The 13,835-nt window shown below is 37.4% G+C and carries 12 protein-coding genes; 11 read left to right on the top strand and 1 reads right to left on the bottom strand.

Features of this window, described 5'->3' with window-relative positions; translation table 11 throughout:
* Positions 1–18: 18 nt before the first annotated feature.
* The 11 genes from metQ (CO726_RS22800) to yunB all read left to right on the top strand — a co-directional run bounded on the left by metQ (CO726_RS22800) (position 19) and on the right by yunB (position 12,652).
* Positions 19–831 (top strand): methionine ABC transporter substrate-binding lipoprotein MetQ, encoded by an 813-nt coding sequence (gene metQ / locus CO726_RS22800; RefSeq protein ID WP_099685780.1) that lies wholly within the window; start codon positions 19–21, stop codon positions 829–831.
* A 70-nt stretch (positions 832–901) separates the two neighbouring features.
* Complete coding sequence (gene metQ / locus CO726_RS22805; protein WP_099685781.1) at positions 902–1,708, top strand: methionine ABC transporter substrate-binding lipoprotein MetQ; 807 nt, start codon at positions 902–904, stop codon at positions 1,706–1,708.
* Between the two features lie 238 nt (positions 1,709–1,946).
* Positions 1,947–2,732, top strand: a complete 786-nt coding sequence (gene sufC, locus CO726_RS22810) for a Fe-S cluster assembly ATPase SufC (RefSeq protein WP_000929160.1) — start codon at positions 1,947–1,949, stop codon at positions 2,730–2,732.
* A gap of 15 nt (positions 2,733–2,747) precedes the next feature.
* Positions 2,748–4,040 (top strand): Fe-S cluster assembly protein SufD, encoded by a 1,293-nt coding sequence (gene sufD / locus CO726_RS22815; RefSeq protein WP_000152181.1) that lies wholly within the window; start codon positions 2,748–2,750, stop codon positions 4,038–4,040.
* Positions 4,040–5,260 carry a cysteine desulfurase SufS gene (gene sufS / locus CO726_RS22820; RefSeq protein WP_001020769.1) on the top strand — a complete coding sequence of 407 codons (1,221 nt, stop codon included), beginning with the start codon at positions 4,040–4,042 and terminating at the stop codon, positions 5,258–5,260. Before sufD ends, sufS begins: the two co-directional genes overlap by 1 nt.
* Positions 5,250–5,681: a Fe-S cluster assembly sulfur transfer protein SufU gene (sufU, locus tag CO726_RS22825; RefSeq protein ID WP_000009523.1), complete on the top strand. Its 432-nt coding sequence runs from the start codon at positions 5,250–5,252 to the stop codon at positions 5,679–5,681. The genes sufS and sufU overlap by 11 nt, the downstream gene beginning before the upstream one ends.
* A gap of 48 nt (positions 5,682–5,729) precedes the next feature.
* Positions 5,730–7,127 carry a Fe-S cluster assembly protein SufB gene (gene sufB, locus CO726_RS22830; protein ID WP_001118827.1) on the top strand — a complete coding sequence of 466 codons (1,398 nt, stop codon included), beginning with the start codon at positions 5,730–5,732 and terminating at the stop codon, positions 7,125–7,127.
* 787 nt (positions 7,128–7,914) lie between these two features.
* Positions 7,915–9,423 carry a hypothetical protein gene (locus CO726_RS22835; RefSeq protein ID WP_099685782.1) on the top strand — a complete coding sequence of 503 codons (1,509 nt, stop codon included), beginning with the start codon at positions 7,915–7,917 and terminating at the stop codon, positions 9,421–9,423.
* 683 nt (positions 9,424–10,106) lie between these two features.
* Positions 10,107–11,498 carry a bifunctional metallophosphatase/5'-nucleotidase gene (locus CO726_RS22840; RefSeq protein WP_099685783.1) on the top strand — a complete coding sequence of 464 codons (1,392 nt, stop codon included), beginning with the start codon at positions 10,107–10,109 and terminating at the stop codon, positions 11,496–11,498.
* A gap of 65 nt (positions 11,499–11,563) precedes the next feature.
* A complete protein-coding gene (locus CO726_RS22845; RefSeq protein ID WP_099685784.1) occupies positions 11,564–11,866 on the top strand; it encodes a YunC family protein in 303 nt (100 codons plus the stop codon).
* A gap of 54 nt (positions 11,867–11,920) precedes the next feature.
* Positions 11,921–12,652, top strand: a complete 732-nt coding sequence (yunB, locus tag CO726_RS22850) for a sporulation protein YunB (protein WP_099685785.1) — start codon at positions 11,921–11,923, stop codon at positions 12,650–12,652.
* A 36-nt stretch (positions 12,653–12,688) separates the two neighbouring features.
* Here the strand turns inward: yunB and CO726_RS22855 are convergent, their stop codons facing one another.
* Positions 12,689–13,672, bottom strand: a complete 984-nt coding sequence (locus CO726_RS22855) for a M23 family metallopeptidase (RefSeq protein ID WP_099685786.1) — start codon at positions 13,670–13,672, stop codon at positions 12,689–12,691.
* Positions 13,673–13,835 lie beyond the last annotated feature (163 nt).

Raw genomic sequence — 13,835 nt, forward strand, 5'->3', positions numbered from 1 at the left:
AACGAGAGGATGTTTCAAATGAAAAAATTATTACTTGCAGCACTTATTTCAACTTCAATTTTTGGTTTAGCTGCTTGTGGCGGGAAAGATAAAGATGAAAAGAAACTTGTTGTTGGAGCTTCTAACGTACCGCACGCTGAAATTTTAGAAAAGGCAAAACCGTTACTTGAGAAAAAAGGAATTGATTTAGAAATAAAAAAATTCCAAGATTACGTGTTGCCGAATAAATCGTTAGCGGATAAGGATTTAGATGCAAACTACTTCCAGCACATCCCTTATTTAGAAAAAGAAATGAAAGATAAAAAGTATGACTTTGAAGTAGCAGGGAAAATTCATTTAGAGCCAATTGGTGTATACTCTCAAAAATATAAAAGCTTAAAAGAACTTCCAGACGGAGCGACAATTATTATGAGTAATTCTGTTGCTGACCATGGACGTGGTTTAGCAATTTTACAAAAAGAAGGCATTTTAAAAATTAAAGACGGAATAGATCCAGTTAAAGCAACACCAAAAGATATCGCGGATAATCCGAAAAATCTAAAATTCAAAACGGATATCGAGCCTGGTCTATTGCCACAGGTGTATAACAATAAAGAAGGCGACGCTGTTTTAATTAACTCAAACTATGCAATTGATGCGAAATTAAATCCAGAAAAAGATGCAATTGCAATTGAAGGAAATGATTCACCGTACGCAAACATAGTAGCAGTTCGTAAAGGCGATAAAGATAAGAAAGAGATTAAAGCTCTTGTAGAAGTATTACACTCTAAAGAAATTGAAGACTTTATTAATAAAGAATATAAAGGAGCAGTTGTTCCTGTAAAAGAATAATTGCTGAAAAGGGCTGGTGTATGCCGGTCCTTTTTTAACTACATAACTATAGGGGAGAAAGGGACATCATATGAAAAAAATTCTACTATCAGTTGTTACAGCGCTGTCTGTATTTACATTAGCTGCTTGCGGGGGAAAAGAGGAAAATAAGCTTGTTGTTGGAGCTTCTAACGTGCCGCACGCTGTTATTTTAGAAAAGGCACAACCAATATTAGAGAAAAAGGGTATTAAATTAGAAATTAAAAAATTCCAAGATTATGTGCTGCCGAATAAAGCGTTAGCGGATAAAGAAATTGATGCGAACTACTTTCAGCACATTCCTTACTTAGATAAAGAAATTCAAGAAAAGGGATATAAAATTGTAAACGCAGGAAAAATACATTTAGAGCCAATGGGTATTTATTCTAAGAAATATAAAAGCTTAAAAGACTTGCCAGATGGCGGGACAGTTATTATGAGTAATAACGTAGCGGAGCGTGGGCGTATGCTAGCACTGTTACAAAAAGGTGGCGCTATTAAATTAAAAGACGGAGTAGATGTTGTTAAAGCAACAGTAAAAGATGTTGTAGAAAACCCGAAAAACTTAAAGTTTAAAACAGATGTTGAGCCTGGACTTTCACCGAAGCTGTATGAAAATAATGAGGGAGATGCTTTATTTATTAATTCTAACTATGCAATTGATGCAAAATTAAATCCAACAAAGGATGCAATTGCGATTGAAGGATCAGACTCTCCGTATGCAAATATTATTGCAGTTCGTAAAGGTGAAGAGAAGAAAAAAGAAATTAAAGAGCTAGTAGAAGTACTGCATTCAAAAGAAATTCAAGATTTTATTAATAAAGAATATAAAGGTGCTGTACTTCCAGTAAGTGAATAAATATAAGGAAAGGGCTGGAAAATCACCAGTCCTTTTTTCTTTATATAAATAAGAAGAAAGGTGTATCATATAAGGATGCAAGGGAAATACTTGTATACATTTGTGAAAAAATTGTTACTTTTTTTCGTCGTTTGCGATATCATTTTATTTGATATAAAATTAGAATGAGAATAAAATGAGAATATGAACGTTTTAGGAATTTTTAAAATGTATATAGAGGATTAATGGAGGTATTGAGATGGCTGGTTCTACATTAACGGTTAAAGACTTACACGTATCAATTGATGGCAAAGAAATTTTAAAAGGTGTAAACCTTGAAGTAAAAGGTGGAGAAATCCACGCAATTATGGGACCTAACGGAACAGGTAAATCAACTTTATCTTCTGCAATTATGGGTCACCCAAAGTATGAAGTAACAGAAGGTAGCATCATCATCGACGGTGAAGATGTATTAGAAATGGAAGTAGACGAGCGTGCACAAGCAGGTCTATTCCTAGCAATGCAATATCCAAGTGAAATTAGCGGAGTAACAAACGCTGACTTCTTACGTTCTGCAATTAACGCACGTCGTGAAGAAGGCGATGAAATTTCTCTTATGAAATTTATCCGTACATTAGATAAAAACATGGAATTCCTAGAAATGGATCCAGAAATGGCACAACGTTACTTAAACGAAGGTTTCTCTGGTGGAGAGAAAAAACGTAACGAAATTCTTCAATTAATGATGATTGAGCCAAAAATCGCAATCTTAGACGAAATCGACTCAGGTCTTGATATCGATGCATTAAAAGTTGTATCTAAAGGTATTAACGAAATGCGCGGCGAAGAGTTCGGTTGCCTAATGATTACGCATTACCAACGTTTATTAAACTACATCACTCCAGACTTCGTTCACGTTATGATGAACGGTCGTATCGTTAAATCTGGTGGCCCTGAGCTTGCACAGCGTCTAGAAGCTGAAGGTTACGACTGGATTAAAAAAGAATTAGGTATTGAAGACGAAACAACAGAGCAAGAAGCGTAAGAGAGGAGCATAAACATGACAATCGGTACATTACCTTTCGATCAAGAAACAATCCGTCAACGCGCAAGCGAAGTAAACGAAGCAGCTTGGTTGACTGAGTTCCGCTTACAAGCTCTTGCACAAGCAACTGAACTTCCAATGCCAACGCCTGATAAAACGAAAATTGAAAAATGGGACTTTATCGGAAAAGGCGACGCTGCTAAGCAAGAGCCTGTAAGTTCTTTAACAGAGCTTCCAGAAGCAGTGAAAAACTTAATCGATGAAAATAACAGCGTATTAGTGCAACGTACTGGTACAACTGCATTCGTTTCTTTAGCAGACGAAGCAAAAGAAAAAGGTGTTATTTTTACAGACATCGTAACAGCTGCAACAGAGCATGCTGAACTAGTACAAAAGTACTTAATGAAAGATGGCGTGAAAGTAGACGAGCATCGTCTAACTGCACTTCATGCTGCATTAATCAACGGCGGTGCATTTGTATATGTTCCGAAAAACGTTGTTCTTGAAACTCCACTTCAAGCTGTATTCTTAGTAGACGGCGAAGAAGCTAACGTATATAACCACGTACTATTCGTAGCTGATGCGAACAGTACTGCAACTTATGTAGAAAACTACGTTGCAAATGAAAATGCTAAAGGTATTGCAAATATCGTAGCAGAAGTAATCGTGGAACAAGGCGCACAAGTGAAATTCGGTGCGGTTGATCTATTAGCAAAAGACGTAACAACTTACGTTAACCGCCGCGGCACAGTAGGACGCGACGGCCGCATTGATTGGGCTCTAGGCCTTATGAATGACGGAAACACAATTTCAGAGAACGTTACGAACTTAATGGGCGACGGTTCATATGCTGATACAAAAACAGTAACAATTGGTCGTGGTAACCAAACACAAAACTTTACAACTAAAGTTGTTCACTTCGGTAAACATTCTGAAGGGTGGATTTTAAAACACGGTGTACAAAAAGATAGTGCAACATCTATCTTTAACGGAATTGGTAAGATTGAACACGGTGCATCTAAATCAAATGCACAACAATCTTCTCGCGTTCTTATGTTAGATGAAAAAGCTCGCGGTGATGCAAACCCAATTCTTTTAATCGACGAAGATGATGTAATGGCAGGTCACGCAGCTTCAGTAGGTCGCGTAGATCCAATCCAACTATACTACTTAATGAGCCGTGGTATTCCAAAACGCGAAGCAGAACGTTTAGTCATCCATGGATTCTTAGCACCTGTAGTTAATGAGCTTCCAATTGAAGGAGTAAAGGCACAGCTTGTTGAGGTAATTGAAAGGAAAGTTCGCTAATGAATATTCATGAAATACGCAAACAGTTTCCAATTCTTGATCAAAAAGTGAACGGCAAACAACTTGTTTATTTCGATAGTGCAGCAACTTCTCAAAAACCAATTCAAGTCATTGAAACGTTAGAACGTTACTATAAAGAATATAACTCTAACGTGCATCGCGGTGTTCATACGCTCGGTACGAAAGCTACCGACGCGTATGAAGGTGCACGTGAGAAAGTTCGCAAGTTTATTAATGCGAAATCAATGGAAGAGATTATTTTCACGCGCGGAACGACAACTGCATTAAATACAGTAGCGGCTAGCTATGGTCTTGAAAATGTAAAAGAAGGCGATGAAATCGTTATTTCTTACATGGAGCACCATAGTAACATCATTCCGTGGCAGCAAGTTGCGAAGAAAACTGGTGCAACTTTAAAATACCTTCCGCTTCAACCAGACGGTACAATTTCTTTAGAAGATGTTCGTCAAACAGTTACACCGAATACAAAAATCGTTTCTATTATGCAAGTATCAAACGTACTTGGAACGATTAACCCTGTAAAAGAAATCGGAGCAATTGCACACGAAAATGGCGCAATTATGGTCGTTGACGGTGCACAAAGTACACCTCACATGAAAGTAGATGTACAAGATTTAAACTGTGATTTCTACGCATTATCTGCTCATAAGATGTGCGGACCTACAGGTATCGGCGTATTATATGGTAAAAAAGAATTGCTAAACAATATGGAGCCAATTGAATTTGGCGGTGAAATGATTGATTTCGTAGATTTACAAGAATCTACTTGGAAAGAGCTTCCGTGGAAGTTCGAAGCAGGTACGCCGATTATCGGTAATGCAATCGGACTTGGGGCGGCAATTGATTTCTTAGAAGAAATCGGTCTTCATAATATTGAAAAGCATGAGCATGAATTAGCGCAATACGCTTTAGAAAGACTATCAGAAGTAGATGGCGTTACAATTTATGGTCCGAAGCATCGCGCTGGTCTTGTTACATTTAATATTGAAGACGTACATCCTCACGATGTAGCGACAGTATTAGATGTAGAAGGTATCGCGGTTCGCGCAGGACACCACTGTGCACAACCGCTTATGAAGTGGCTGAAAGCTTCTTCAACAGCACGTGCGAGCTTCTATTTATATAATACAAAAGAAGAAATTGATACATTTGTTGAATCGCTAATCAAGACAAAGGAGTATTTCACAAATGTCATTTAATAATTTAGATACGTTATATCGTCAAGTTATTATGGATCATTACAAAAATCCTCGTAACCATGGCGTGTTAGAAGATAGTGTTACAGTTAACTTGAACAATCCAACTTGCGGCGATCGTATTCAACTTACGATGAAAGTAGAAGAAGGTATTGTGCAAGAAGCGAAGTTTGAAGGAGAAGGATGTTCTATCTCAATGTCTTCAGCTTCAATGATGACACAAGCAGTAAAAGGTAAGAAAATTGAAGAGGCACTTCAGCTTTCTAAAATTTTCTCTGACATGATGCTAGGAAAAGAGTACGATGACAGCATCGATTTAGGAGATATTGAAGCATTACAAGGCGTATGCAAGTTCCCTGCACGTATTAAATGTGCAACATTAGCGTGGAAAGCGTTAGAAAAGGGCTTAAACGAAGATAAGTAATGTTAAAGGTTCCTAAAAACGAGGTTATCTAAGGAGGGACACACCAACATGGCGAAGCAACTGCCAGATATCGGCGATTATAAATATGGTTTCAAAGACAAAGACGTTTCGATTTTCCGTGCTGGACGCGGTTTAACAAAAGAGATCGTTGAAGAGATTTCACGTATGAAAGAAGAACCACAGTGGATGTTAGACTTCCGTTTAAAATCACTGGATAAGTTCTATGAAATGCCAATGCCACAATGGGGCGGCGACTTAAACGACTTAGATTTCGATGAAATTACGTACTACGTAAAACCATCTGAGAAATCTGAGAAGTCTTGGGATGAAGTACCTGATGAAATTAAAGCAACATTTGATAAATTAGGTATTCCAGAAGCTGAGCAAAAATATTTAGCTGGCGTATCTGCACAGTACGAATCTGAAGTTGTATACCACAACATGAAAGAAGACCTAGAAGCTCTAGGAATCGTCTTCAAAGATACAGATAGCGCATTAAAAGAGAACGAAGATATTTTCCGTGAGCATTTCGGAAAAGTAATCCCACCAACAGACAACAAATTCTCTGCATTAAACTCTGCAGTTTGGTCTGGTGGATCATTCATCTACGTTCCAAAAGGTGTGAAAGTTGATACACCACTTCAAGCGTATTTCCGTATTAACTCTGAAAATATGGGACAATTCGAGCGTACGCTTATCATCGTAGACGAAGGCGCACACGTACACTACGTAGAAGGTTGTACAGCACCTGTTTACACTACTAACTCACTTCACAGTGCGGTAGTAGAAATCATCATTAAGAAAGATGCATATTGCCGTTATACAACAATCCAAAACTGGGCGAACAACGTATATAACCTAGTTACAAAACGTGCGGTTTGTGAAGAAAACGCAACGATGGAATGGATTGACGGTAACATCGGATCTAAATTAACGATGAAATACCCAGCAGTTATCTTAAAAGGCGAAGGCGCTCGTGGTTTAACATTATCTATCGCGATTGCTGGTAAAGGCCAACACCAAGATGCTGGTGCGAAAATGATTCACTTAGCACCAAACACGTCTTCAACAATCGTTTCTAAATCGATTGCGAAGCATGGTGGTAAAGTAACTTACCGTGGTATCGTACACTTCGGACCAAAAGCGAAAAACTCTCGCTCTAACATCGAGTGTGACACGTTAATCATGGATAACCAATCTACATCTGATACAATTCCTTACAACGAAATCAAAAACGATTACGTTTCACTTGAGCATGAAGCGAAAGTATCGAAAGTATCAGAAGAACAATTATTCTACCTAATGAGCCGCGGTATTTCTGAGCAAGAAGCTACAGAAATGATCGTAATGGGCTTCATTGAGCCATTCACTCGCGAACTTCCAATGGAATACGCAGTTGAAATGAACCGCCTAATCAAGTTTGAGATGGAAGGTTCTATTGGTTAAATAGAAATGCGGAGCCGACTGTTCAGACCCGTTGGCTAAGGTTCTTTCGCACAGAAGATGCTTTTTATCTTCTGGTGCGGAAGGTTCTTAGACATGAGGGGCTAGGAGGCGAAGCTGGACAATATTTAAAGTGGAAGCGGCTCGTCCAGAATGTGAGGGGGATGGAGCTTCTGACGTAGAGACGCTTTTTGCCTCATAGGAAGAAGTGAAGCCACCGAACATTCTAGCCGCTGGAACTGGATAATATTTAAAGTGGAAGCGCCCTGCTGTGCAGGGCGCTTTTTTATGTTGTGTAAGTTTGGCTTGGTTCAGGTCAGTTTAGGATACCCGGGTAGGTGTTCGGTTAAATGTATCAGCGATTATTTTAATATATAGAAAATTCAGCGAATAAAAGGGGTTAGTTGGTAGATCAACTACCCGTAAAACCCCCACTGATTATTAGTTGAAATTTATTTACTTTATGTAAAAAAAACTTCGTTTATTATTAATCTTATTACCTTACAAAAGTGTAAGTATTTTAACATTGACGCTACCTATTAGGTGTAACTATAATTGTTACATGTGGTTGGTGTATATTATAACTGTGGTAACTTACTGTAAGTGTGTTTTTTCAATTCTTTTCGGAATAATGTTTAAATAGGTATACTAGTATTTTTTTCTGATGTAGTGATACCAACTCACTATACCTCCCTTTAAACTAAGGAATATTTTACCGCAACAAATTTCGGTGTATAAAAATAAATAATATATTTACCAACCGCAAAAAAATTTAGAGGTGTAAAATTTGATGAAAAATAAACTTATTGCAGCAGGAATTGTTACAGGAGCCTTACTATCATATCCATCTAATATTTTTGCTGATTCTATTTCTAAAGTGATTAAAATATCTCAAAATAATATAGAACCTAGTAAACAAGTTGAGAACGCCGTAGTTGGAGTAGTAACAGATGCAGATGAATACTTTGCGATAGTTGAATATAAAGATTCTAAAGGAAATATGCAAGAAGTAGAGATAGGTTTTCCAAACGGATCAAATTCATCCTACAAAGTAGGAGACAAAGTGAATGTTGCTAATAAAGATCAATGGAAACAACAAAAATTTGGTATGCACAATGTAACTGTTGCATCTGCGGATTTTGTTTCTAAAGTAACAGATACAGCAAAAAATAAGCCTCAAAATAATGTAGAACCTAGTAAACAAGTTGAGAACGCTGTAGTTGGGGTAGTAATAGATGCAGATGAATACTTTGCGACAGTTGAATATAAAGATTCTAAAGGAAATATGCAAGAAGTAGAGATAGGTTTTCCAAACGGATCAAATTCATCCTACAAAGTAGGAGACAAAGTGAATGTTGCCAATAAAGATCAATGGAAACAACAAAAAGTTGGTATGCACAATGTAACCATTGCATCTGCGGATTTTGTTTCTAAAGTAACAGGTACAGCAAAAAATAAGCCTCAAAATAATGTAGAACCTAGTAAACAAGTTGAGAACGCCGTAGTTGGAGTAGTAATAGATGCAGATGAATACTTTGCGACAGTTGAATATAAAGATTCTAAAGGAAACATGCAAACAGTAGAGATAGATTTTTCAAATGAATCGAATTCATCCTACAGAGTAGGAGACAAAGTGAATGTTGCCAATAAAGATCAATGGAAACAACAAAAAGTTGGTATGCACAATGTAACCATTGCATCTGCGGATTTTGTTTCTAAAGTAACAGGCACAGCAAAAAATAAGCCTCAAAATAATGTAGAACCTAGTAAACAAGTTGAGAACGCCGTAGTTGGAGTAGTAATAGATGCAGATGAATACTTTGCGACAGTTGAATATAAAGACTCTAAAGGAAACATGCAAACAGTAGAGATAGGTTTTCCAAACGGATCAAATTCATCCTACAAAGTAGGAGACAAAGTGAATGTTGTTAATAAAGATCAATGGAAACAACAAAAAGTTGGTATGCACAATGTAACCATTGCATCTGCGGATTTTGTTTCTAAAGTAACAGATACAGCAAAAAATAAGCCTCAAAATAATATAGAACCTAGTAAACAAGTTGAGAACGCTGTAGTTGGGGTAGTAACAGATGCAGATGAATACTTTGCGGCAGTTGAATATAAAGATTCTAAAGGAAATATGCAAGAAGTAGAGATAGGTTTTCCAAACGGATCAAATTCATCCTACAAAGTAGGAGACAAAGTGAATGTTGTTAATAAAGATCAATGGAAACAACAAAAAGTTGGTATGCACAATGTAACCATTGCATCTGCGGATTTTGTTTTTAAAGTGAGATAGAAGATGTTGGGCAGGTAGCAAAGCATGGTTAGTAAGTATGTGAGAAAAAAGCTTTTTGGATGCAGTTACTGGGATTAAGGCATGCCCATCAAGCTAAGAGTGCCAAACGGAAGTGTACCTTGTGCTGCAAGTGTTGATTTAAAATAAAGTTTAACTGTTTTGATAAAATTTTATATGCTCCCCATTAGGTAGACAGATAAAAAATAAAAATCTGTTTATTTAAGGGGAGTATTTTCTATGGCTAGAATTAAATATTCTAAAGCTGAAAAATTTGCCACTCATACCCCGAATTATTTTCGTGCCCCATTATTAATTAAGTGTAGCGGGAGACATATATTGATATAACTCTTCGGCAAATAAGGACAATTCTTGTTTTTGATGCATATTCATAAAGAGTAAATCACCCTTTATCATTAATATAAGAGAATAACGCGTCTTTAATTTTAAGAATAGTCTTAACACTTAAGACGGTGGATGTGTGGGAACACCTCCTTATATAGATACGAATATGAAAATTTTCATGTTAAAAGAGGGATTTTTTGCTTTTTCTCACAATGCGAGTACAATGTAAAATAGCAAGAAAAGACGAAAAGTATTTACAGGATTATTGCGTACGCATAGCGTAAATGGCAGTAAGGAACTGAGAGGAGGTTTTTTCTCTGAATATAAATAAAGAAACAATCATCCACCTTTATCATACAAACGATATACATAGTCATTTTGAAAATTGGTCGCAAATTTCTCGGTTTGTACAAGGAGAGAAAAAGCGAAGACAGGAAGCGGGAGAGACTGTTTTAACAGTAGATATTGGCGATCATGTGGATCGTTTTCATAGTATTTCGGAAGCAACGAATGGACTTGGCAATACGAAGCTTTTAAATGAGGCGTTATATGATTATGTAACGATCGGAAATAATGAAGGAATTACGTTAGCGAAGGAGCATTTGAATCGTCTATATGATGATGCTGGATTTGAGGTGCTTGTCGCGAATTTATTTGAAAAAGAAGGTGTACGTCCAGAGTGGGCAAAGCCTTATAAATTACATACAACGACAGATGGGATTACGATTGCTTTTATCGGGTTAACGGTTGCATATCCAGAGTTTTATCAAATGTTAGATTGGCATATTGAAGATCCAATTAAACATTTAGATTCTATTTTAGAAGAAGTGCGAGATGAGGCTCATATTACAGTTGTCCTTTCTCACCTTGGAAAAAGTATGGATGAGTATATGGCAGAGCATTATGATATAGATGTCATTTTAGGGGCACATACGCACCATTTATTTGAGCGTGGTGTTCTTATGAATAATACTTTACTTTGTTGTTGTGAAAAGTGGGGACGTTATGTTGGGCACGTTCAGCTTACTGTGGATAAAGAGACGAAGAAGCTGTTGAAAAAAGACGGTAGAGCGATTAAGACAGAACGTTTAGGAGCTTATAGTAAGCCGTTATCCACAATTGAAATGCTGCAGGAAGAAAGTAAACATATTATGGAAGAGCCTGTCGTTCATTTAAAGGAATCATTACCGGTTGATTGGTTTCATGAGACGTCATTTTCTCACATGTTAGCAAATGCGCTGAAAACGTGGTGCGGTGCGGAGATTGGCATGGTGAACGCTGGTGTACTTCTTGAAGGATTAGAAGAAGGTGTTGTAACGCGCGGAGATATTCACAGAATTTGTCCACATCCAATTAATCCATGTTTATTAAAAGTGCCCGGGAAAACGTTACGAGAAGTGATTTTGAAAGCACGTCGCCCGAATATGGAGAACCTTGAGGTGAAAGGATTTGGATTTCGTGGAAAAGTAATGGGGAAAATGATTTACGCTGGTGTAGAAGTCATTCCAGACACGATTCCTGGGAATAAAATTTTACTCGAGGATGTATTAATTAACGGGGAATCGCTGGAATTAGATCGTATATATACGGTAGGAACGATTGATATGTTCACATTTGGCTACTTATACCCAGAGCTATCCACACTTTCTGACAAACAATATTATATGCCAGAACTACTGAGAGATGTGTTAACAGACATGTTAATAACTCATACATCTTCCGTCAAACTATAGGCTAGTTAACTTGTAACACTCATTTTTCTCTTGTCATACAGATAAGGAAGAGAGGAGTGTGAACTATGGTTAATGTGGAGCCCATTATACTCGATAATTATACGTTTATTGCGGTTAGCGTCAAACTTCCAAAGACAAATTTGCTAGCTGTAATGAGCGATAAAGGATATATTATGTGCGGTGCATTAGATATAGGTCTTTTAAATGAGAAGTTAGGGGATCGAGGAATTATTGCTGGCCGCGCGGTTGGTGTAAGAACGATCGAACAACTTCTTGAAGCACCGCTAGAATCAGTAACGATTGAAGCCGAAGCTTTAGGTATTACGACTGGCACAATCGGAAAAGAAGCATTATTAAAAATGAGATAAGCATATATCGTCCCTCCTTCTTGCATAGAAATGATATAAGAAGGAGGGTTTTTTATGAGTATATTTCGTTCGAAAAATTCGCGGTTTCGAAGGGGACCTATTTCCTTTCGGCACATACTGCTTATGTCGTTTATTCTTTTTATCATATTACTCGTGCAAGGATTATGGATTGTGAATAGCAGCATTCAGCCGACATTAATGAAATATGGAGAAGTAGAGACAAATAAAATGGCGACAGCGGTTATGACGAAGGCGGTAAAAGATAGAATTAATGAAGGATTCGATGTCGATTCATTAATGAAAGTACAAAATGATAAAAACGGGAAAGTATCTACAATTAATTTAAATACAAAACAAGTAAATGAAATCGTAACGTCAACGACCACATACATAGAAAAATATTTACAGCAAGTAGAACAGGGGAATTTGAAGGGGCTCGGTATTTCTGAAAAAAATGGGGCAACGATGGCAATTCCTTTTGGTCGTGTAACAGATAATGCGCTTCTTGGAAATATAGGACCCGACATTCCGATTGATTTCACAACGATTGGTCATGTAAATACAGATATTAAACAAAAAATTGAACCACATGGGATCAATACGACAGCAATTCAAATTATTATGGAGATGGAAGTCACGTTGCAAGTAATTATTCCATTTCATACGAAAGAAATAACAGTAAAGCAAGACGTTCCAATTGCAACGCGTATCGTTCAAGGAGAAGTGCCTACTTATTATGGAAGCGGAAGTGTTGTTGTACCTGATAAAAAGAAAACGGATAGTTAGATGAATACAAAAAATAACCGTAGCACATTGCTACGGTTATCGTTTTGTATTTGCGCGTTCTTTTCGCTCCCAAAGACTTAAATGCATGTATGGATCGAAAGCCCATTCTGTATAACCATTGTCTTTATACATGCCGAAATGTAGGTGGGGCGGGAATTTTCCAGCTGTGCCGGGAGGGCCGTAACCAGTGCTACCAACAAATCCGATTACTTTTCCAGGCTCGACAATTTGTCCAAGTTGTATTTCTTTTGAGAACCCGCCTAAGTGAGCGTAATAATGGTAATTATTATGAAGGTCGCGAATGCCGATGCGCCATCCGCCAAGACGGTTCCAGCCTTTTGTTTCAATAATGCCATAGCAAGTGGATCTTACTGGTACGCCATAGCCTGCAAAAATATCGGTTCCTTCATGAATTCTTCTTCCCCCAAAACTTCTTCCAGCACCGAAAGTACTACGGTAGCTATGGTCACTGCGAATAGGGAGGGGAAAAGCATTTCCTTCTAAATTAATACGTCCATAATGTTTATAAATTTGGGCGTATTCGGTAATTAATTCAACTGTTTTCGCACGTCTATAATATTCCCAAAGCATAATGTGAATGCGGTCTTCTGACGTTCCTTGTTTCTTTAAAATCGTTGCTGCTGTATGCAGAAGATCACGGTCGTTATTTGCATTTGCAAATCCATCTTTGTTACCATCTAAACCCATTCCGCCAAATAGAGAAATTGTATGGGGAAGAGTATCGTTACTATTAACAGGTCCAGCCCATATTTCTGGTTTGAAATAAAGAGAAATGATGGCATCTGGCTTTTTCGGAATATCTTTTCTTACGCTCCGTATATTTCTTTCATATTGATCCATTGCAGCTAAGTAATACCACGGAATGCCTGAAGATTGCTCAGTTTCTTTATATAGTGCCATGCGCTTTTCGTATATGCTTTGCTGATTATCTTCACCGTAAGCGATGTTTTGGTGGAGAAGAAAGCAAATCGAAAGCAAAATAGAAATTTTTCGAAGCATGAAATAGACTCCTTTCACAACATCACTCTTTTTAGTGTGGGATATACGGAGTATTTCATTATAGGGAACGATTGGAAAAAATCTTAGAATCTTCATTTGAGCAAATCGCTTTCATACGTTAGAATAGATATGTTACATTGAAAGAAGCGAACACGGTAAACTA

This window comes from Bacillus fungorum (assembly GCF_002746455.1).
GTDB lineage: Bacteria > Bacillota > Bacilli > Bacillales > Bacillaceae_G > Bacillus_A > Bacillus_A fungorum.